The organism is Klebsiella sp. DY2415, assembly GCF_026314315.1.
Lineage (GTDB): Bacteria > Pseudomonadota > Gammaproteobacteria > Enterobacterales > Enterobacteriaceae > Klebsiella > Klebsiella ornithinolytica.
This window is the reverse complement of the sequence record NZ_CP111116.1, coordinates 66,291-87,305: the sequence shown is the minus strand read 5'-3', so window position 1 is coordinate 87,305 and position 21,015 is coordinate 66,291. Positions and strand designations below refer to the sequence as shown.

The 21,015-nt window shown below is 52.8% G+C and carries 17 protein-coding genes; 1 reads left to right on the top strand and 16 read right to left on the bottom strand.

The window, feature by feature from the left end; translation table 11 throughout:
* Positions 1–42: 42 nt before the first annotated feature.
* From traI to traQ, 8 genes are all read right to left on the bottom strand, one after another.
* Positions 43–5,295 (bottom strand): conjugative transfer relaxase/helicase TraI, encoded by a 5,253-nt coding sequence (gene traI / locus OQV00_RS26750; RefSeq protein WP_110522042.1) that lies wholly within the window; start codon positions 5,293–5,295, stop codon positions 43–45.
* Positions 5,295–7,589, bottom strand: coding sequence for a type IV conjugative transfer system coupling protein TraD (gene traD / locus OQV00_RS26745; protein WP_266280848.1), 2,295 nt, complete (start codon positions 7,587–7,589; stop codon positions 5,295–5,297). Before traD ends, traI begins: the two co-directional genes overlap by 1 nt.
* A 195-nt stretch (positions 7,590–7,784) precedes the next feature.
* Positions 7,785–8,516 (bottom strand): conjugal transfer complement resistance protein TraT, encoded by a 732-nt coding sequence (gene traT, locus OQV00_RS26740; protein WP_154925376.1) that lies wholly within the window; start codon positions 8,514–8,516, stop codon positions 7,785–7,787.
* Positions 8,517–8,827: 311 nt separating this feature from the next.
* Entirely contained in the window at positions 8,828–9,343 is a 516-nt protein-coding gene (locus OQV00_RS26735) for a conjugal transfer protein TraS (protein WP_154925378.1), read from the bottom strand.
* Positions 9,340–12,234, bottom strand: coding sequence for a conjugal transfer mating-pair stabilization protein TraG (gene traG, locus OQV00_RS26730; RefSeq protein WP_154925380.1), 2,895 nt, complete (start codon positions 12,232–12,234; stop codon positions 9,340–9,342). Before traG ends, OQV00_RS26735 begins: the two co-directional genes overlap by 4 nt.
* Positions 12,234–13,604, bottom strand: a complete 1,371-nt coding sequence (traH, locus tag OQV00_RS26725; RefSeq protein WP_154925382.1) for a conjugal transfer pilus assembly protein TraH — start codon at positions 13,602–13,604, stop codon at positions 12,234–12,236. Before traH ends, traG begins: the two co-directional genes overlap by 1 nt.
* Positions 13,591–14,166, bottom strand: coding sequence for a type-F conjugative transfer system pilin assembly thiol-disulfide isomerase TrbB (gene trbB / locus OQV00_RS26720; protein WP_250210061.1), 576 nt, complete (start codon positions 14,164–14,166; stop codon positions 13,591–13,593). Before trbB ends, traH begins: the two co-directional genes overlap by 14 nt.
* Entirely contained in the window at positions 14,141–14,377 is a 237-nt protein-coding gene (traQ, locus tag OQV00_RS26715; protein ID WP_154925387.1) for a type-F conjugative transfer system pilin chaperone TraQ, read from the bottom strand. Before traQ ends, trbB begins: the two co-directional genes overlap by 26 nt.
* Positions 14,378–14,465: 88 nt before the next feature.
* On the opposite strand from traQ, the gene OQV00_RS26710 reads away from it, so the two are divergent.
* A complete protein-coding gene (locus tag OQV00_RS26710; protein WP_177951992.1) occupies positions 14,466–14,825 on the top strand; it encodes a hypothetical protein in 360 nt (119 codons plus the stop codon).
* Here OQV00_RS26710 and OQV00_RS26705 read toward each other — a convergent pair.
* From OQV00_RS26705 to traU, 8 genes are all read right to left on the bottom strand, one after another.
* On the bottom strand, positions 14,788–15,228 hold the full coding sequence (locus OQV00_RS26705) for a hypothetical protein (protein WP_154925389.1): 441 nt from the start codon (positions 15,226–15,228) through the stop codon (positions 14,788–14,790). The two genes, OQV00_RS26710 and OQV00_RS26705, sit on opposite strands and share 38 nt — an antisense overlap.
* A 10-nt stretch (positions 15,229–15,238) precedes the next feature.
* On the bottom strand, positions 15,239–15,991 hold the full coding sequence (gene traF / locus OQV00_RS26700; RefSeq protein WP_154925391.1) for a type-F conjugative transfer system pilin assembly protein TraF: 753 nt from the start codon (positions 15,989–15,991) through the stop codon (positions 15,239–15,241).
* 22 nt (positions 15,992–16,013) lie between these two features.
* Positions 16,014–16,340, bottom strand: coding sequence for a hypothetical protein (locus tag OQV00_RS26695; RefSeq protein ID WP_154925393.1), 327 nt, complete (start codon positions 16,338–16,340; stop codon positions 16,014–16,016).
* A 218-nt stretch (positions 16,341–16,558) separates the two neighbouring features.
* On the bottom strand, positions 16,559–16,795 hold the full coding sequence (trbE, locus tag OQV00_RS26690; RefSeq protein ID WP_154925395.1) for a conjugal transfer protein TrbE: 237 nt from the start codon (positions 16,793–16,795) through the stop codon (positions 16,559–16,561).
* Positions 16,785–17,396, bottom strand: coding sequence for a hypothetical protein (locus OQV00_RS26685; protein WP_154925397.1), 612 nt, complete (start codon positions 17,394–17,396; stop codon positions 16,785–16,787). Before OQV00_RS26685 ends, trbE begins: the two co-directional genes overlap by 11 nt.
* A complete protein-coding gene (traN, locus tag OQV00_RS26680; RefSeq protein ID WP_154949027.1) occupies positions 17,389–19,371 on the bottom strand; it encodes a type-F conjugative transfer system mating-pair stabilization protein TraN in 1,983 nt (660 codons plus the stop codon). Before traN ends, OQV00_RS26685 begins: the two co-directional genes overlap by 8 nt.
* Entirely contained in the window at positions 19,368–19,994 is a 627-nt protein-coding gene (gene trbC, locus OQV00_RS26675; protein ID WP_154925401.1) for a type-F conjugative transfer system pilin assembly protein TrbC, read from the bottom strand. Before trbC ends, traN begins: the two co-directional genes overlap by 4 nt.
* A 12-nt stretch (positions 19,995–20,006) precedes the next feature.
* Positions 20,007–20,999 (bottom strand): conjugal transfer pilus assembly protein TraU, encoded by a 993-nt coding sequence (traU, locus tag OQV00_RS26670; protein ID WP_154925403.1) that lies wholly within the window; start codon positions 20,997–20,999, stop codon positions 20,007–20,009.
* Positions 21,000–21,015 lie beyond the last annotated feature (16 nt).

Here is a 21,015-nt window from a genome sequence, read left to right as displayed (position 1 = left end):
TTTAATCGGGGAGGTTGCCGGAGCAGACAAGCCGTAGGCGCGTCAGTCGCCCCCGAGCGTTTTTTCACGACTGAGATCACGAACCATATCCCGTTCCATCTGCTGCAGACGTTCCCGCTGCAGGCTCTCTGAGACCACCTGCTGAACCGCCATTTCCTGCCTGTGGGTCTGCGGGTCATCCGGCAGTACCGTTTTTCCCCCTCCCGGTTTGTCACGCTCAAGCCCGCGAATAACGTCGCCGATAACCTCCTTAATCCGGTCGTCCGGCTCACCGTTTTTGCGCCCGTCTCCGGCCACCTCCCGGGCGGTCTGTTCCGCCTGTTTCTCCATTTGCTGGCGCTGTACCTCTTCTGCGGCCCTCTGCGCCAGTACCTCTGGCGGAAGCGGCACGTCAGCGCCGGTCTGTGGAAAAACCGGTACCGGATCTGCCCAGACGCGGCCGCCGGTGATGGCCCCCGGATTCCAGGGGCGGTCATCACCGGCCAGCCGGACGACCACCCCGCTGTCGGGATTGTCGCGGGCCATTCTGACGCCTTCGCTCATGTTACCGGCCAGCAGACTTTCACCATTGCGGCTGTTCTGCAGTCCCACGAACCGCGCTGCCTCGTTGCCCATCACGCGGCCTTCGCCACCGATGGCCTCCAGGCAGCCGTCCTTATCCGTCAGTGGACTGAGCCAGATACCGGCGTCTTTCCCGTTTTTATCGAACGCCGGCAACGCCACATGCGGCTTCGGGTATTTTTTCCCCGGAGAAATGAATTTACCCGGTGAACTCCCCCGGGCCAGACCGGACTGTTGCAGGGCTGCCCGGCCTGCGGCTGTTTCATCCAGTGGCTTTGCCCGTCCGAACAGAAGCTCTGCTGTTTTCACAGCCCGGTCGTTACGGGGTGCCAGAATATCGTGGGCCGTCGCTTTCTCAGGTGAATGATTAATGGCCTTTATCCAGCCCTCACGGCTGTCGGTATACACCTGAACATGCTGTTTCATACGCGATAACCCGACATAGGCGGATTCAAAGCTGGCCATCCGTTCCCGACCACCGGCCACACCTTCCAGCGCGATGGCATACGGTTCACTGGCCCCCTGAGCGCCGTGGGCAGTGATGGCATACGCGAGGTCGATGTGCCGCTGCGCCTCATCAGCCTTTGGGTTCATCGTTCGGGTGGTTTTGCCGTCCGACAGCGTGACACTGTCACCAGAAACAGATTTGACCTCCCACACACTGTTAGCCACATAGCCACGTTCCGTGTCACTCTTGCTGAAGCGCATTTTGTCCCCCTGAGACACAGTAATGGCTTCCTCTCGGTAGAGCGTGACACCTTCTGCGGACGCCTCCCGGGGTGAAATAAGACGCTCCTTTCCTTCACTGTCTGTCAGGGTGATAAGCTGGTTCTCCTTATCCACGCTCCCGATACGGTGGTAGACATTGTCGACCAGGGCCACTGCCCCCCTGTGAGCGGTCCAGGTCGACAGCCTGCGCAGCTCTCCGTCACGGATGTTGCTTGTGACCAGTACCGGCAGGGTGACTTCTTCCCTGCCGGTTTCGCCATTCTCCCGCCGTGCGTTATGAATCAGACTGTTCAGCGCCCGCCGGTCATCATTCAGATGGGTGATAATCAGCGTCTGCGACTGCGCTTCGGGGGTACGGCCGGTGTAGTCCTTCACCAGTGCCCCGTACAGCGTGTCGGGCTGACCTGCCGGCACGCTTTCTCCCTTATTCAGCGATTTCTGTATCGCCTCCTCCTGTGCGGGGGTGAATTCCACCACGGAATTTTCGGGTACCCAGGCCCCGTCTTTTCGCGGCACCTGCTCCGGGGTGACCTTTTCGATCGTGGCCAGCGCAGTGTTGATATCCCGGTCAATCAGGCTGTAGACCGCCGGTCGTAGTTCCGGTACCTGGCGCACGATTTCTTTCATAATGGCCACATCCGCGGCGCTGCGCTGTTGCATCAGCCGGAACGGCTGACCCGGCGCGATGGACTGCAGCTGGTCGGTATCACCGCTGAGCACAGCGCGCCCTCCCCCGGCCGCAATCAGGGAGAGCGCCTTCGCTGTGTCTGTCAGCCCCACCATTGAGCTCTCATCGAGCAGAAACAGCGTGTTGCTGAAATCCGGTGTCTGGCCATTACGCTGCAGGAGCTGCGTGTCATGCAGGAAGGAGGCGGTAGTCTGCGCATCCACGCCGGCACTCTGCATTTCCCCGACCGCACGGTGCGTCGGACCGAGTCCGATAACGCGCGGCCGTGTCTCTTCTGGCAGCAGGTTGATGGCTCCCGTCACGGCCCGAAACTGAGTAGTTTTCCCCACCCCGGCATAGCCCTGAACCACCGTGAACCGGTCAGTAGTCTCCAGTATCATCCGGGTGGAAGCTCGCTGCCCGGACGTCAGATCTGACAACAGGCTACCCGGCACGCTGTCCATCAGGGGAGCAACAGCCTCTTTTCCTTCCAGCACCCGGGTCAGGATGCTTTTCTCGGCATCCCAGGTCTGACGGGAAATCAGCAGGTCGTTTCCCTGACCGGGCGCCACCGGCACATTCAGCAAACTGCCCGCTTTAATCTGCGCCTGAATGGACCTGTCAATATCCGCCATCGGGACCTTGCCTCCCCCGGACTCCATCGCCGTGGCCAGCAACTGAGGACGTGTGAAGGTCAGGTTGTCGCTTTCCAGCAAGGGAATGGAAAGGTGAATGGCCTGCTCTGCGGGAGTGTGCAGCCTGGCTTTCTGTGATGCGATGGCCGCATCAAGTTCTGTCTCGCCGGCCCGGGCCTTCAGCTGTTCAGACACCACGCTGAAGGCGGTATGCCTGGCCAGCTTCTCTGTTGTGCGGGCCGCATCCTGTGCAGAGTACAGCCGGATATGGCTTCCGCTCTGCGCCAGCTGATTCAGCGTGGCATTATCCAGCTCGCGTTGCGTCAGGGAGGCAAAAACGGTCGCTGTTTCGCTGACCGAACGGCCGGGACTTTCCACCCATCCGTGCCCGACTTTGATACCGTCGAACGGCCCGGCGCCCACTGCCAGGATCTGGGTAGTTTTCTGCCCGGGACGCTGCACTGTCAGCTGTCCGGCCTCCGCTTTCAGCACTGTGACACTCTCGCCACCTTTCAGCCGTGTTTCGGGAATTTTCCCCAGCACCGACAGACGTTCACCGTCCGCCACCAGTAGTTTATCGGCCCGGAATAACGTCCACTGGCTGCCGACAGCCGAAACTTTCAGGTCCAGACGTTCCCCCTCTTTGTCCCTGAGGGTCAGCATATTGCTGCTCGCAGTCACCCGGTCTATCAAAAACCGGTCATGCTTCCGTGTCTCCGGGTCCCACCGCTCCATCACCATCCCTTCGCGGTAATAGTCGCGCACGCCCCGGCTTTTGCTGTCCAGCCACACCGGCGTCAGGGCGGTGACGGTTATCTCTTTCGCCCCCAGTACGCCCTCGTTTTTCAGGGTGTCGCGGATAACGTTGTTCAGGGCATTCTGCTCGCGCGTGCCACTGATTTGCGCCACGCTCTCCTGTCCCTCGCGTACGCTGACAGCAAATTCCTGTGCCAGCCGGCTGTAACGAACATTTTTGTCCGGCTCGCTGATGATATCTGCCGTCGTCTGATTTCCGCCCTGCCAGCGGTACGTGTTCACCCCGCTCTCTTTCAGCACGGTCACCGCGCTGCCGGTCCCGCTGCGTTTGCCGCTGTCGGACAGCAGAACCTGCACGTTATGGCGCATGGCGCCATCGAGCAGGGAAAGGGTCTCTTTCAGACTCAGCTTCTCTGCCTGATCCACAATGAGCGTCCCGCCAGGGATAAACGCGGTTCCGTCCTGCAGGGCAGACTTGCCGGTGACCGTCTCCCCCACCAGACGGGCATCCCCGGCGAGAAAATCACGAGACCGGTTATCTGCAGCAAGGATATGCACATCGCGCCCCTGCTCCCGGGCCATCAGCGTCAGCTCAGCCACCCGCTCCCGCTGCCCCGTGGCCCCTCCCTGTCCGTAAACAATCCCCATCGCCGGCCGGTCCTGCGCCAGCACGCTGACCGCATCGCTGAAAGGTGCATGACGCACAACAGAGGCATCAGGCGTGACGGAGACATGATTCTGGCGCTGAACCTCCTGGCTCAGCGCTTTAACGGACAATTCGTCAAGGACGTGGATGTTTGAGGTGAACAGACCTTTCTCGCGATCGAGCGGGATAAGCTGTTCGCGCTCAATAGCCGCATCAATGCCCGTTCTGGCCAGTTCAAATACCCCCGGCTTCGCCTCCAGCTGGCTGACCGTGCGGGCCAACATGTCGGCATAGGTAAACTGCACTTTGCGGTCGCTGAGACCGGCAATGGCTTTCGTGACCACGTCGCTGATATCCGGGCCGTCGGTTTTCGCCGGACTGACGGGCGCACGGTTGATTTCTGCAGCGCGCTTATCGGCATCCTCGCGATAGCTGTGAATATCGAAACCGCTCTCTTTGAGGGTGTTCACCCACTCCACCATTTTTTCTGCCGGATCGAGGGTTTCTTTCGATTTACGGGTATCCAGTGTGGCCACATCGCGGGACTTCAGGGAGGCATCAGGGCCTGCAGCCTCCCTGACCTCCTGACTGCGGGTGGAAAACGGCTCAACCGGCACATCTTTCATCTCCCACATGCCGTGTTTGCCTGTCACTTCCGTCTCATAGCCGAGTTTCTCAACGAGAGGTTTGAGCACCTCCCGGTAGAGTTTTCCGAAGGCTATCTGATTTGCGTACACATTCTCGATAAAGCCCGTTTTACCCACCGTATCGGTGCCAAGAGACTGCCACTTGCCGCCGTTCTGCGTCGCATTGATGACCACGGCATGGGTGTGCAACTGGGGCTCCTGATTGCGGTTTGTGTCGTGATTAAATTTCGCCACAATGAGATTGCCGGTCAGCACGGTTTTGCTTTTTCCGTCCGTCATGACCCGGGTCGCCGCCAGCGTTTCCACCTGTTTTACGGCTTCTGTGACGGCCTGATTATGGGCATCAATCAGCCGCTTATCCCCACCGATCATGGCCATGACAGACACGCTCTTAGGGGCGGAAAAGGTCAGGTCATAACCTGGCCGGTGTTTGTTCACGCCATCCTGCATCCGGGTCAGGTCACTGCCGTCCGGCAGCTTTCCTTTCAGCAGGTCAGTGAACACCTGCTTGTCCACCTTCCCGTCAAGGCCCAGCGCCTCCGCGCCCTTTCCCTGCCAGCGTTCATCCATAGATCCGATAACGTAATAGTTATCCTTGTCTGTATAGTAATTGCTGGCGCTCCCCGCCGACTTTACCGAACCAATCGACATCATCAGAAGTTTCCTCCGATTTCGATATCATCCTGCTCACTGCGGCTGTGGTTGATATTGACCTCTTCGCGTCGCTGCATATCCCGCTGTATCTGTTCACCTTCCAGCCAGGCGTCATAAGCCTGCATGTCTTCAATTACGCCATCCTCGTTCATTCCGGCCGGCAACATATCCTGGTCCGCCTCGACAGGCTGCTGCGCCAGTTCCTGCTCCGTCCCGCCCGCAGTCGCACTCACCGCGGCAGTGGATGCCGCTGCAGCAGTGCCGGTCACCGAAGCAGCAGGTTTAGGCCGGATTAATGGAACGGTTTTCACTCTCGTGACGGGAGCACCAGATAACGGGACGTCTGGCGTCTTACCGGCACCCTCTGCTGCCATCGACGAGGTTTTTACCGGCACAGGCAGTACGCTGTCTTTAGCAGGTTTAGTCTGCTCAGGCTGAACACCGGCTTTCTCTTCGGCTGGCTCAGACACAGGCTCATCCGGCGTGAACAATGCCCGAACCAGACTCCCCTCGGCTTCCCGGGCTTCCAGCTGAGCACTGAGTCTTTCATCGATGCGAGTATCGAGACGGCGCTGAATAAAGCCCTCGGCGATTTTCGGTCGGGGATTGTATTTCAGGGCCAGCTTCACGGCCGGATACGGCCCCGGCAGGGTGACATAGCAGGACAGGTCAGGCAGCGTCTGGATGTCGGAGTAGCTGACAAGGGTTTCCCGCTCTTTTTCCTTCCCGGTCGACACACCATCACGCACCGGGTCAGCCCCGTAGGAATACTGCTCGCTGGCCTTGAGGATTTCTTTCTCACCGATTTCGCCGGCGGCGAACTCGGCAATCTCCTTACTCGGGGAACGGAAGAAGGCTCGTGTGTTCATCACGTCAAACAGCGTGGCGGCAGGCTTCACGCCGTAAATATCTTCCAGCTGGGCGTAAGACTGGATACCGAACACATAACAGCCACCAAACTTACGGGCTTCCGGCAGAATTTCAACCAGGTCTGGCAGCTTGTGCAGCGTGGGCAGTTCGTCAGCGAAAATCCATACACGCCGGTTACGGTTCTCCCCCATCGCCAGCAGACCGCGGATGGCAATCGACAGCCACATCGAGATAACCGGCTTCAGGGAGGCGTGCGTATCGGCATTCGAGGAGATAAACAGCCAGCCATTAGGCTGGTCTTCACGTACGCCGCGCATCCAGTCGCGGATCGTGAACGGCTCGCCATTCTTTTCAATCCCCTGCAGGTAGCGGATGGCCTTGACATAGTTGGTCAGCACGGCACGGATGGAGATGGCTGTCTTCTCAATTTTCTCCTCGACCAGGTTGGCGGCCGGGGTGTTCTGCAGGTACGCACGCAGCTTATCGATTTTGATGGACAGCATGGTATCAACCAGCTTTTCGTAACTGCGGTCCTTGTCCCCGCGCATCAGGTAGGCACCTTCGGCAAAGATGGTGCGACCGGAACCCTGCCAGAACGGATCTTCCTTCGTGCCCATCGGGATAAGGGTGTTGGAGATGTTGTCGAAATCCGGCAGCGTCAGGCACTCTTTCCACAAATCCCAGGCCGCACAGCGCGAATCCAGCGGGTTGAGGATTTTATCCAGTGACGGGTCGTAATAGCTTTTGACAAACTCACAGGACCTGTCGTAGATGATGGCCATATCGCCCCGGGCGCGGACGTAGTTCAGCAGCCGGCGGATGACTTCGGATTTACCGGAGCCCACGGTTCCGTGGAGGCAGAAATTCTGGATTTCAGAATTCTTAAGAATAGGCAGGTCGCCAATTTTAATATCGGAGGCCGCTCCATCGCGTTTCATCTGGCGGGCCACATCTTTGGGCTTATCGGAAAGCTGGCGCCCCCCGGTATTTTCATCCTCACTCTGCAGTTTCCCCTGGCGGCCCAGCACCCAGCTGGCGACAAAGAACGTCACCACGCAGATTGTCAGCGACACAATGGCGGCAAAAACAAATGCCGTCCACAGCTGCTCACCGCACCAGATAGTATATTTATCGGCAAGAATTTGTTCCGCATTATATTCCAGAGACTTTCCGTAATAGCTAATCGTATAGACCGGCTGAGAGCGAATAATATCGAGCATCGGCGCCAGTGTCGTACACCACCAGTAAACGCAGCCGTTCACAAAGGTCTGCCAGCTGAGACGGTACATCAGCATCAGCCCACATAACACCCAGAATAAAATAAACAGCACATAAAATATAATATTGGCAATCTGACCAAACATGCGAAAACGCATATTCGCAATCTGACCGCCCTGAGTCATATCCTTGGCATTAAAGCTCATAATTCTTGACCTTAAATACAAAAGAGAAGGAATTTTCCGACCACGGTCGGCAACGCCTCACAGATGCACAAATAAATTGCGGAACTGTTCACCGTTCAAAGGAGGAATAAACTAATTAATTGACGAATTAAACCTGACAGACCAGGAAGGTGTTGCCAGTCTGGCCCGATATGTCCGGGCCGTGAGATGGAAGACTTACAGAATATTAGCGATAGATTTTGCCAGCTGATCTTCAAGAACAGGCTGGGCTTCCGGGAACTTCAGATTCACTTTATTTGCGTTAGAGACAACACGGGTCTGGTATTTATGTTGATTACCGGTCTCAGTGCTGGTCTGCACTTTCGCGCCCGAGGTGCCCTGACGTAATATCGCCACATTATCCGTCTGCACCTGAGTTTTCGCGCGTTCTGAAATTTGCACGTCAGTAATCATTGTGTAGTTCACATCTTCAACCATTGCATCAGCGGCCATGCCGACAAGTCCAGCGGCCAGACCGACTCCCAGAGTCGCACCTGCAGAGCTGGAGTTATACGCGGTGATCCCTGCCCCCAGCGCCGTGCCTGTTGCAGCACCTTCATAACCCCGGCTTAACCAGCCCTGGGTTTCACGCAGGTCCATTTTATCGGCCTTCAGGACATTTGCCTGAATCCAGTAACCCGCGGTATCGGGATTAGTGACGACCTGATAGCCTTTAGCCGTTACTGCACTGGTAATTTTAGACTGTAGCCCGCTCATATCTTTATCAGAGGTATTTTTGATTTGCAGATAAACGGTCTTATTATTTGACGGTTCCAGCCAGATTGTTTCGCTCATCTGTGTTTTCACTTCCAGATTTCGCTTTTTAACTGCTGTCCCCATTGCACTACAACCAGAAAGTACCAGCGCTGAACTGACGACCATTACAACCATAATTTTATTAAGTTTCATCCTGAATCCTTGTGATATAAACAATGAAGGTGAGCGCACTCACATCTATCTTATGCGTGCACGATCACTATATATGAAAGGAAATTTACTTCAATTAAAAACAGGCATCACCCAGAAAACCCATAACCACAACAAATAATAATGGCAGATCAATCACGGCGATCAATACCATATGGATTCCCTGCAACATCACCCCACCTTTCAGATAGAGCCAATCCAGAACTACAAATCATATTATTAAGTTTCATCCTGAAGCCTTTATATATAATCAATATAATTAGCATGCAGGAACTGAAAGGTAACATACCTATTCAATTAGCCTTGAAAGAGTTTATCGCAGATGTGAGTAACGAGAGTTGATACCTTCCAAAATCCAGATTCATGACAAAACCAAAAAAAACTGTCGTTAAAATGACCATAAATGCATAAGGAAATGGCGAGTCATATACAAAACGATTTAAAAAGGCAAGGAAAATAATCGATAGCATATATGCAGATGCATACACAATAATTTTCTTGGTGAAAAATAGATATATATCTGAACGTACCCTAAAGGATTTTGGCACTGATAAAAATAAAGAGCGAGCACTAGAGACGCCAAGAAGAAGAATCAGCCCCATCCCCCCAGGAAAAATTATAGCCCAAAAAATATATTTTGCTGCAAGGTAGTTATGGTTCACGCTGATCATTGCACAAAGTATATGCCATGCAACTATAACCAATCCAGGCCACAGACATGACCAAAAAGACGGAATTTCAACCTTCCCTTGTGAAAGTATATTCCTCAGTTCATCAACTTCTTCCATGATGATTTTATTAGTTATCATTGTCTCCCCCCTTTCCCATCAAGGTAATCCTTTTGAATATTAACTGCTTTTTCCTCTAACTCGCGTGGAGAGTCAGCTCCTGGTAAAGAACTAACCTTACTTTTTCTTTCATTATATTCATTTTCGAATTTATTTCCTTCCGTATTATGGTGTTTTTCAAGATCAGAATACTGTTTTTTGACCTCGCCCCCCTGGCCCTGAATTTCGCTCTGATTTTGCTGATGGGCCTGCTTGTTACTGTCTATCAACGAACCCACAGCCTCTTTCACGTTATTATTAATCCCCGCGTCCTGGGTCATCGTCTCAATATTGCCAGAATTATGCCCATAATCCGCCATTACCGTACCACGATCGCCACCGCCTGATACACCAGACATGTTCTGACCAATGGCCTCTCGCCCCTGTTGGTAAGCACCATCAACCTTTGGTTCAACCTGCGCTTTGACGAATTCACGCGCCAGGACTTCACGTTGCGCAGCGACTTCTGGCGAACTTGTGTTGGTCAGAATGGCCTCTGCATTCTGCGGTGAACGTTGTTGGACAAAGTTAGCAAACTGCTGAGTCAGGTTTTCACTCATCTGGCCGCTCATGCTCTCTGTGCGAGATGCCATTTCACTGTATTCATGGCTACGAGTCCGGCTGTTCGTATACTGGTCATAACTGTTTTTCGCACTGGAAAGTGATGCAGCAAACTGGTCAACACGCGAGCTGGCATTGTTATCGGTAATATTTCCTGATGTCGTCGTTTTACGGCTGGTAAAGTAATCGGATGCCTCCTTGAAGTCTTTCGCCGCCTGACTGCTCGTGTCATGCCGACTGTCATGTGATTCGCGTCCAGAGGAACTGACATTATCAGTATCACCTGAGCTGTGGGCCCAGCCAGCGCTTCCTTTACCACCAACTTCAGCAGACAATCCCGTGCCCAACTTACCCAGCTTGCCAAACAATTGGTCCCCGGAATTCCATTTACCAGATGCATGTATATCAAAAGATTGAGTTCGTTTAGAGGAGTCATCCATCAACTGCTGGAATGACTCATCATTACTGATATTGTTGGCTTTTGCATTAGAAACAACAGCGTTCCACATTTTGCTTCTGGCCATTGAATCCTGTGACGATTCCGTATTATCAGCCCCGGTGGTGGTTGACGTGCTGGTTCCCATATTTGTGCCAAACTGCTTCAGGCTGTTCCAGGCGCTGGTCACGCTGCTGTTATAACCCTGCAGAGAGCTCTCTGCCTGGATGTCAGATTCCCGGGCCATCTGCTGCTGTGCACTGGCTATCTGCCGACCGACATTGATATCCACTGGCAGTTTTGACATTGCCCCGCCACTGTCCCAGACCATTGAACCGTCCCGGGTCTGGGTACTCATTCCCCCGTTCCCCAACTGCCGCGACATTTGTCCGAAGCTTGTCGAGCTGTTGGTACCCCAGCTGTAGCCACTGACATTTTCCATCTGCATGTTTGCGAAGGAGTAATTGCCGTCCACAACACTGGATGATGCCTGGGACGTAGAGCTGAGGCCAGAGGAGGAAAAATGACTGTAGGCACTGGAAAACCCGGCCCCCATACTTTTCACCATCGCCCAACTGAGTGGCGGGATCATCATCGAGATATACCCCGCCGTGGTCGCGATATCCGAGTTCTTCAGCTGGATCTGAGAGAGTTCTGACAGCACCACGGGCACGCCATTTTGTTTCGCATAGTAGGCCATAGCACTGTTCAGGATGGCATAAAGCAGCGGCCAGGACTGCAGCCATATCAGGGTAAACACATATCCTTTCAGGACCTGCAGGGTCATCATGTTAAACATCGCGGCCATAATCATGATCGGGAACATCCCGATCATAATGCCCATGATGATCGTCTGCATCATGGGCAGGGAACGTAATGCCTGATGCCCCGTCGTGGCCTGTGCCAGGCGTTGTTTTTCCAGCGACGTGGTGTTGGCGATGTTGACCAGGCTGGCCGTATCACCACTGCGGGCTGCGTAACTCTGGATGCCGTTACGCAGCGCATTCATGGTGACGTTCTGGCGGATAATCTGCCCGGCACTCTGCCCTGAGTTGTAGAAGTAACTGTAACTGTCGCCTATCATCTGGCTGAACAGCAGGTCCGGATTCGGTTTGCCGCCAAACAGCTGGCGCACATAATAGCTCCAGGTTTTCCCGCCAGTCTGTGTATCCAGTGCCAGGCGCTGTTTCAGTTGCGTCGCTGCCACCTGGCAGCTGATAAAAGAGGTGCCGATTTCGGGCTTTTCCAGAAATTTATAGTCGTTATTCGGCACCTGACGTAGCGGGCTGGGTTTTGAAAATATCAGCGTGTACGGGTCGGACGAGTTCATCAGTTCCTCAAGGGTGTACTTGCCATTGAGAAAGATGTCTCCCATAACGCAGTTCTGGACATAGTCGGAGAACAGGGTGGTGATTTCCGGGTTTTGTGACAGAAAATCGGTGCTTTTCGCCACCAGGTTCCCGCCAAACAGCATCCCGGTTTTACTGTATGTCATGCTGTCAGGCAGGGAGAAGAGCATCTCATAGCCCTGCACCTGGCCATTGCCGACGCGCGTGGTCAGCGACGCCGGAATGGCCAGGCCAATGGGAACGTTATCGATTTTGTAGACCTGAGCCACATTGCTGTAGTCAATAATCTGAACCGGTGTGCGGATAACAACCAGCATCGAGACCAGGGTCAGGGAGAATACCCAGCCGAGGAGGTCCATAATGTTGTGTTTTTTTACCCAGCTGGTTGCGACAATCAGCACCGAGAAGGCGATGCACATTTTCTCGATCGACGACCAGGTACCAGTCCCCATAAAGGCCGCAATGGCATTGAGATTCCCCCGCAGCCAGTCGCCCCCGGCGATGGTATAGATTTCAAGTGGCTGCATCAGAGGCTTCCTCCGAAGTGATAGTTATTCTGGTAGCGAGTCATCATGCGGGCGGATACCTGCTGGCGCATATAACTCATCTGCCGGTCAACAACCAGCAATGCATCCTGCTGGACCTGGACGCGAGCCTGAAAGGCGGCAATCTGCACACTCGCCTGGTTCAGGTTCTCGAGGATCATATCCATCGTCGACTGCGGGTAGTTTCCGGTTGCGACCATTGCCCGGGCCTGCTGGATCAGCTCCTGAATGTACTGAAGCAGGATGTCGTAGCCGATATAGTCCGTCAGCTGGTAAAGCAGGGTATTCGAGACCCCGAGCATCTGCGGGTCAACCAGGTATTTAAAGACCGGGATGGTGGTGCTGGAGATAAACCCCTTCTCCTGCTCCGTCAGTTTTTCATCCGCCACAGCCTTGTTCTGGATGCTGCTCAGTAGCGTGGAAATCTGGTTCTTCAGCGCCTTGTTTGCAGCTATAGTGACCGTCGCATCCGCAACCACCTTGAGACATTTATCGGAATCATTGCAGTGGTAAATTTTTGCTGATCCCCCCTCCATCATCGCCTTAATCAGGTCCTGATCCGTGGTCCGTGCCGGCAGTGGCGTAATTTCACTGTTTTCCACAAAAATCAAGGTGCCGGTCAACGTCATCACAAACTCTTTCAGCTCTTTATTGCCGTCGAAGAACCGGTTTTTGGACAGGGCATTCCACATGATGTTGATGTTCTTCATCACGCGCTCCTTGTCCTTGTCGCTGGCCTTGTCCTGCACCTTGTCCATCTGCCCTCCTACCGAACAGCCCTGTCGGGAAGCGGCCCAGTCCGAAAAGATATTGCTCTCGCCGGCGATATCCTGGCAGACCTTCTGCTGCGCCACCTGGGTGCGAGGAAACAGCCCTCCGACAATCCCCTGGGCGGCCTGGCAACTGCTGAGGTTCATACTGTTGATGTCGCTGGCCATCTTCTGCAGAAAGTCTTTTGCCGTTTTGATCTCCGGCACGGTCGTCTGCAGCGCGAGGTCAAAGAAGTAGCCCGCAGCGTTGGACATGATTTGTTTTCCGAAGCGCTGCAGCTGCTCGCTGTTGATAAAAGAAAACGAACCGAGATAAGCATCGATACCGCCGCAACCGGCGTTAATATCCGGCAGGGTCATACTGACCAGCTGGATAGTTTTCACCTGGGTCCTCGCATAAAGCGAACCGCCGGAAGCGTAACCCGCCGCCTGCCCCTGCCAGACCTGCGGCTGGCTGGTATTGGAAGCGAACCCCAGCTTATTGAAGAAGTTATTCATGTCGCCGTTGACATCAGCAGCAGCCGGGAGAGAGACCCCCACCCAAAAGCCACCTGCCAGTGCGGCCATCTTAATTTTGTCCATTCCCAGGGGCCCCCATTATCTGAAATACCGTATCCACTCTTGCCATAAAGCCCTGTGCATCTGTGGCACCCTGCAATATCGGGTATGCCGCCAGCGTGTTCACGTTGACCAGAAATGTGGTCGGCGTGGCCACCGGGATATTGGGGAAAAAAGTCTGCATCACGTCAGGAGGAACCGGCAGTGCCTCCGGGAACGCCTCATCTCCCTGCCCGTCGATGGTGTAAGGGAAGACAGAGAAGCCGTACTGACCGGCCAACTGCTTCAGCACCGGGTCAAATTTATGACAGTACGGGCAGTGTCCCTGCATAAACAGCACCACTTTCCAGTCTCTGAGATTGACCTGTTTACCGTTGCTGAGCCGGTACCAACGAGCCTGAGGGACCGGCTTCGCAGATACAGGTACGCCAGCGGATACCGCCGGAGCCGTGCCAGTTATGCCCTGCGGGTCCCAGAGGGATTTCACGTCATCCAGCGTGCCAGCGTGGGTAACGGAAGACAGTGAAAATGCCAGTAACAGCAGCGTCGCGACACCAGCGTTAATTATCTTCTGGTTGCTTTTCACGGGCTCTCTCCTGTTTTTCAGCGTCAGCAATGAGAGCATTGAGAATGCGGTACCCTCCGAACACGACCATGCCCAGCCCGAATATTTCCCCAGTCTGGACGGCCAGCTCAGGCTGCTTCCTTACCAACCGGGCGATAAGGTGGAAAAATACGCCCACGGCCAGCACCCACATCCCTGTAATGTCTAAATCGGGAAAACGAATTTTTCGCATATAACCTCTTTCAAAATTTTGGACCTGTTTAATTCTCTGTGTTTAACTGATTGCTCAACATCAGTTGAAACGGATAGCAGGAGAGAAAATGGATAATGAAGTTGAAAAAAAACTATTGATTATCAGGGATATCATCCGCGAAACCCTTTTGGGGAACGCAATCATCCTGCTTGCGGTATACATCCTGTCAAAATCATTACCGCCTCAAAACATTCCGGATTATGGGATTATCATTCTGACATCCATCACAATGACAGGTGCTATAACATGGCTATTCTGGATAACAACAATTTACATTAAAAAAATAATCAAAAAGCGCACATGGATTATTATCTTTCTTTTCTGGTGCATTATTATACAACTATCTTGTCACTATAAAATAAATGAACTAATCAACTCCCGTGGATGCTTCAACAATCAAGCAGTAACTTTAAAAATAACCATGTAATCACAGCCACAACTATGGACGCGCCTCCGATACAAACCTTGTACCTTGAAGTTCTGGCGATTTTTGTTTCATCCTTAACAGATATCACGGCATATATCATTAAAGGTACTATCGACTGAACCAGCCCGGATACCATAATGATTTTAAAATAGTCAAATGAATAAAGGCATGCAATAAAAAGAAGTTGTGTAATCAGAACTGACATTGCAATGATAAGGTATTCTTTAAACAAATAATTCCGGGAGAATAATGCACCAAACAGAACAGGAAAAATCAGACTCGTCACAGGAAAAATAACAAACCAGAAAACCCGCCCCCCCTCAGGAACGCCCATTATTTCTGAAGCCAGTGCTGGAGTGGTGATGAAAAGCAAAGCCGCACACCCTACCCGAAAATAAATCATCCGTTAATCCTCAAAAATTGGGTTTAAAGTCGCTGGAGACGTAGAGGAACTGTTTCGCCAGGTCGTCCTGGCTAATAAAGCCGTAACTGAGAGGCTTCACCTGGCCGCTTTTCGGGTTAACCAGCATCATCGCAGGGAAGAACTTCACGCCAAGCTGCTCTGCCTGGCCCTGGTCCATCCGGCTGTCAGGAAGCATGGGATTCACCACACCGTCGACCGACACCGGTATCACGCTCAGGCCGTAGGTTTCGCGGAAGTTCTGAATCACCTGGACCAGCTGCCCATCAATGGCCTCCCGTCCGCGGTAGAAAAACATCACGCCGTAGTGCTGTGCGAGGGTGGCGATAGCCTGGCGCTGCTCGGCATAGTCAGCAGCCAGCTGGTTTTTCACAGTGCCGTTGTAGTGGCTGTACTGCAGGTTGTAATCAAGTTCCGGGTTTTCCAGCATGGCCTTCTTCGCGCTCATCGAGAACAGGCCTGCCTGCTGCGTCCAGTAATTCTGCAGTCGGAAATACTTCACAAAAGCCGGTACTGAGGGATACATAATGGCTTCCGCTAATGCTTTTTTCGTTGCAAGCTGAAGGGCTGCCTGTTTTTCCAGAATATCCATTTGCGGCGGAGGGGCCGCGGGTCCAGGTGGTTTCTCTTCTTCCCGGGGCTTTAGTTTCTCGTTGTACCACTGCCAGCCCGCATCTTTCGCCCAGGCTGGCGTCAGGCTGCAGCAAAGGCACCCCGCCACGATGACGACATGTAGTTTTCCCATGATGAACACCTTTTTGACTGAATTAATTAGGCTGGCGTGACAGGTGCTGATAAACGCTGTATTTATCGAGAAGACGCAATGTTTTTCCTGCGTCATTGCGGACTTCAAAGCGGTAACCGCTGCAGTACAGCGGAAGAGCGTTCATTTCTAAGGCCACACGCTCACCCTCTTTAACAACCCACGCAGCCTGAGAAATCCTGTCACACTGAATGCCCCAGGCGCGGTTGGTGACCATAAACGCATTAATCTGTTTATCCCGCCACAGGCTGTAAGACATGATGCTGATCAGAAAAGCGACAAACAGGCCGACAAATACAATCACCAGCCCGTACGATTTTTTCTCTTCCATGAACACTCCTGGTTATTTTTCTGATTAACAAAGGGACGCCCGTCTTTAACGCAAAAATCGTCTGGCTATAATCGTGAGCAAAATAATAAAGAAAAGATATCGGACAGACACGAAAGCATCGTCACTCGTTAATAACGTAGCTATGCAAATAATCAATAGAACAAGCACAAAAACCATTCCTGCAACTTTGCGCCATTCTTTAAATGTGGTCACCAGCTTCATTTATCCACCTTCATTTTCTGGATTACTTCCCCAAAGGCAGTAAAAAAGAGGTAATTAATACACCAGAAAAAACCGACCACGAGAATAAAAACAACACTTTCAATATAATCACCACCAGACGTCCCCTTTACGGCATCCCATGAAAAATACAGTACAGGAGATATAATAATTATCGTCAGCAGTAACCTCACCACAAAATCGACGACAGGTTTTTTATGAAAGTTAACTTTCATGGTTGTATTCCTTATTGCTGTTATCCTCCTTCACCTTCAGTCCGGCCTTACCTGCGGGTAAACTATCAGCAAAGCGAGTAGTGCATTCCTGTGCACCTTTTGATGTGAAGAATCCAGAATCCTCCTCCCCGATAATATAATCGGGGTAGGTAGTAAATCGAATGTCAGAGTGTTCGTCATAGTTTAACTTGCTATTATCCCTGAAAAAATCAACCCCTCCCTTATTTTTAAAGCGTTTCGCATCCTCACCTGATACTTTCATAACCAGCGAGTCGGGATCGACCTCCCACATATCACGAGTATCCAGCATTGTCCGGGTAGCTTTAAATTCAGCTTCAAATCGTAAACTTTTCAGACCGGTGGCGTATATGGCAACCCGCCCATCCATTTTTGTTTTATTTTCACTTTGCTCCGTAACCGTATACCGGGAAATCATTTTTAATTTTGTAAAAAACGTTTCATCCGTTCTCCTACACTGAATGACAGTGCCGGGAACCTGCATTGAATACAGCTTCTTGAGTTCCTCTTTGCTGGCAGCATTTGAAGCAGGTATTAGTAATGCGAAAAATATCATCGAGGTAAATCCGGCCAGCTTATTCATTTAAGCCATCCTTATTATTTTCAATACGGGACAATGTTACTGAAGACTGCGTAAGAAGTTCTTTAATGCGTGCTTTGGTCTTTTCCGTCAGTTCTGAATTTTCCGGGATATTTTGGTTATTTATTAGATCCTCCATGAAATTTGTGAAGTCCAGCTGGTTAAAGTTAATTTTTTGCATCTCTTCTATCGTAATTCCACGACAGTTCGGGCTGCTGGCACCGCCAAAGCCGATACGAAGCTGGCCATTTCGCCCCTGCTGCTGAACAATTTGTGCCAGTTTTGAGTCAAACTGGCAGTAACTACGTTTCTTTTCGAGGCAGATACCCAGCACCTTCTTCGAGCAAAACTCGCCAATACTCACCGTCAGCTTGTTCGTTTTCGCTTTAGCCAGCGCCTTCTCTTCACTGCTGCAACGTGCCAGACCCACATCCTGTCCCCATCCGCTGTCCTTGCAGCAGTTGCTGAATCCGGCCGCAAATTTTTTGCAGTATTTTGCTTTACCGGTGAATGCCCTGACATCCACGCCGTTCAGCTCCGCAACATCTTTCCCTGCGGCGGCCAGCGCTGCGAGCTCGGAAACAGCCTGTCCAAAGCCGTTATTCGTACCGCTGACCGCTTTATCGCATTCACCATCAAGACAGAAGACATCTCCGCCACAAATCATCTGCTTGCCACTGGTCCGGGTTTCACATGAGAACGTGGCATACTCATGCAGACAGGTACCGTCTTCCGCGCTGAATGCGCACTGACGTGATGACAGCGTACAGGCGGTGTTATTCATCAGGCTTTCACAGGAGCCGTTATCCGCTGGCTGAGTCAGCCAGGTATCTTTGTATTTCCAGCAGGCTTCAGTGAAGGTGTACTCTTTCCCGCCGAGATTAAGGGTTTTCGTCCCTCCCGGGCTGATACACTCTGATCCGATCTTCGTGCCCTCATCCTTACTGAACGGGCAGCTCTCAACCCACACAACCTCCGGAGCAAAGATCGTTTCCGTCTCTTCCATGACCAGAGTGACCGTGACCTGGATGGGCTTAATACTCACTGACGGGAGGGTTTTGGACGTTTTCATTACCGGAAAGGTCTGCCCGCCCACAACATTCCGGTCCATGCTGAATGACTGGTGTATTTTCCCGGTACCATCATAGTAATGGTCAGTACAGTGTGTGTTCTTACCACCGGAGCACGTCGTTACCGTATTGGGCCAGGCCATCACATCAACAGGAAATGTTTTTTCAAAGAGAGTGATGTTTTCACTGACAGCAATCTTGCAGCTATCTTTTACCTTTCCCTCACTGTCACATTGATAAATCCAGGGAACCGGGAGAGGCTCACCATCTACCGCGACGCTTAAAAGACGGCCTGACGACGGGATCGTCAGCCTCCCCTCCCAGCGGTTACTGCTCCGGGCATAATTCATCGGAACGGTTTGTTGATACGTGCGACTGACCTTTTGCGTCGTGGCATTGTCTTTCAGGGTCGCTTCCCGTGTGCAGAAGTTCTCGACCTGCAAATCCCGCTCACATGTATGGTTTGTGAACTCGCTGCGATTAACGACCGATGCCGTACAGGCCTGACCGGTATTCCCCACGATGGAATCGGCTCTGGACTCGGTTTCTTTTGCCGCCTGAATAAACGGCGCATCGACTGAGATACTGTCAGGTGGGCGGTTAGTAAACGACTCTGTGATGCTATTCCCCACTTCACTGCTGCTCCATGCCGCTGCAGAATCGCTTTTCAGGTTACTGTCCCCACTGGCGGAAACGCCGCCGTAATACTTCGACTGCTCAGGTTTGCTGGTATATCCCGGCAGCGTGTCAGCCCCGTTGAAGTTTTTCAGGGCATCAAGCCCACCTCCCTGGACCTGTTTTGCAAAGTCTGAGCCGGTTTTGTAATCCGTATTGCTGTCTGCACCGGCTGGTCCTGCAAACCCGATAAAGGCCCCCAGAACGGTTGCAATGACGGGAAGCGATCTCATTTAGTCCCCTCCAGAATATGACGGGCGGTGTTCGCGCAGTCCCCTTTCTCAGCGACCTTCTCCAGAGCCTGTTTCAGCCTGATATTGCCATGCACCACGTCGAAGCCGGCTTGACAGCGGACCACCAGGGCCGGCACGCTACGGATGTTGTGCTGCGTATAGAGCGTCGGGTCGATTTGCACGCCGTCAGTCACTCCGTCGTTAACCAGTTGCATCACTGCATCGGTCGTCGCTTTCATATCATTGTTGACCAGTCCCCGTAACGTGGCCGGGATACGGTACTGCATTGTTTCGTGAAGCATTCGCTTCAGACCTTCTTCCGGTATCGAGAAGGACACAAAGTACAGACCCCCTTCTGTCGGTTTTTCCTGGTTAGCCTCCTTCTGCTGACTGGCCAGGCTGTCGATAAACTGACGATCGGATTTTGCCAGGGGATTGCGGTTAATCTGCGCTTCCAGCTCCTGCTGCAGCTGTTTGTCCGGATGCTGGCGTAACTGTTCGCTGAAGTCTTCCTGCTGTTTCAGCCACTCCCTGTCTGCCGTAGTCGGGCTGCCAGGGCTACCGGCAGCGACTACTGAGCCTGAAAATACAATCAGCGTCATTAATACATTCTTTAACTTCATCAGGGACTCCGTTCAGAGGTAGACACAGTTACGTTTACGCCACATCAGGTAGCCGAAGTTCTTTCGCGTAACCGGAGGGTTTTTCCCGACCTCCCAGCGCATAACGCTGCGCCCGAGGGGATGGCACTGACCGCTGTCCGGGTACATGTTCACCATTTGATAGCGCCAGCGTTCCTTCGGAATAATCGGGGACGGGTATTCGTAGCAGACCGCCACATCCGCACCGACGGTCTCCATTATCTGGCCCTGGCGATGGAGCTTGTAGGCCATTCGCTCACTGAGTAACAGCGATGACTGCAGGGGACTGGACTCGTTGCTGGCCCAGCCGGAAAACGGGTACATCGAGCCCTGAGAGCCGGCGCACCAGAACAAAATATCCAGCGGTTTGTTGAATGCACTGGCTATGGCATCTGCTGCACACGCACCCTGAGCTATCGGGTTAGCAAACAAAATGGCTTCCGGATTCAGAATGGTGGTCAGGCTACTGTCCACCCAGGTCGGGTCGATTTCGGACAAATAGGCAATATCCATATCACCCCCTTCAAGGCACCCGGCAGAGGTAATGATGTTCAACCAGTAGGTCAGCGGATATTTGTACCAGTGGACGTGATAGAAGGCCCCGTTCACCTGCTTGTCGTCCTTTTTAGCCGTCCCCATGCCGGTCTTGCCGAGATTGATACTGAATCCCCCGAGGTTCACCATGCAGCCTGGCGAACGGCTGACATCCGTCATGGCCATCGGCTCCCAGTAACCAATCGCCATACCAATACGAACAAATATCGGGGGCGGTGCGGGGCAATACTGAATCGGGCTGGCCGGATTCACGGTGTCCGGGCCGCCCCCGGCCGCAACCGATGCACTCCCGATGGACATCGGAAAAATACATTGCCAACAGACATCGGTGATCGGATTCACAAACCGACCTTCACATGAGGGGTCTGCTGCGGCCGGGCCGCTGAAGGCTGAGAAAACAACGAAGATAAAAAAGAACAAAGAGGGCTTCATGTTTTATTCCTTTCCC

What these genes read in the sequence shown, in the direction of transcription:
- traF (WP_154925391.1), bottom strand. Translation starts at nt 15,991, where the DNA reads ATGGGAAAACTACATGTCGTCATCGTGGCGGGGTGCCTTTGCTGCAGC.
- traH (WP_154925382.1), bottom strand. Translation starts at nt 13,604, where the DNA reads ATGGACAAAATTAAGATGGCCGCACTGGCAGGTGGCTTTTGGGTGGGG.
- traQ (WP_154925387.1), bottom strand. Translation starts at nt 14,377, where the DNA reads ATGCGAAAAATTCGTTTTCCCGATTTAGACATTACAGGGATGTGGGTG.
- trbC (WP_154925401.1), bottom strand. Translation starts at nt 19,994, where the DNA reads ATGAAGTTAAAGAATGTATTAATGACGCTGATTGTATTTTCAGGCTCA.
- traD (WP_266280848.1), bottom strand. Translation starts at nt 7,589, where the DNA reads ATGAGCTTTAATGCCAAGGATATGACTCAGGGCGGTCAGATTGCGAAT.
- traI (WP_110522042.1), bottom strand. Translation starts at nt 5,295, where the DNA reads ATGATGTCGATTGGTTCGGTAAAGTCGGCGGGGAGCGCCAGCAATTAC.
- OQV00_RS26735 (WP_154925378.1), bottom strand. Translation starts at nt 9,343, where the DNA reads ATGATAACTAATAAAATCATCATGGAAGAAGTTGATGAACTGAGGAAT.
- OQV00_RS26710 (WP_177951992.1), top strand. Translation starts at nt 14,466, where the DNA reads ATGGATAATGAAGTTGAAAAAAAACTATTGATTATCAGGGATATCATC.
- traG (WP_154925380.1), bottom strand. Translation starts at nt 12,234, where the DNA reads ATGCAGCCACTTGAAATCTATACCATCGCCGGGGGCGACTGGCTGCGG.
- trbE (WP_154925395.1), bottom strand. Translation starts at nt 16,795, where the DNA reads ATGAAAGTTAACTTTCATAAAAAACCTGTCGTCGATTTTGTGGTGAGG.
- OQV00_RS26695 (WP_154925393.1), bottom strand. Translation starts at nt 16,340, where the DNA reads ATGGAAGAGAAAAAATCGTACGGGCTGGTGATTGTATTTGTCGGCCTG.
- OQV00_RS26685 (WP_154925397.1), bottom strand. Translation starts at nt 17,396, where the DNA reads ATGAATAAGCTGGCCGGATTTACCTCGATGATATTTTTCGCATTACTA.
- OQV00_RS26705 (WP_154925389.1), bottom strand. Translation starts at nt 15,228, where the DNA reads ATGATTTATTTTCGGGTAGGGTGTGCGGCTTTGCTTTTCATCACCACT.
- traT (WP_154925376.1), bottom strand. Translation starts at nt 8,516, where the DNA reads ATGAAACTTAATAAAATTATGGTTGTAATGGTCGTCAGTTCAGCGCTG.
- traU (WP_154925403.1), bottom strand. Translation starts at nt 20,999, where the DNA reads ATGAAGCCCTCTTTGTTCTTTTTTATCTTCGTTGTTTTCTCAGCCTTC.
- traN (WP_154949027.1), bottom strand. Translation starts at nt 19,371, where the DNA reads ATGAGATCGCTTCCCGTCATTGCAACCGTTCTGGGGGCCTTTATCGGG.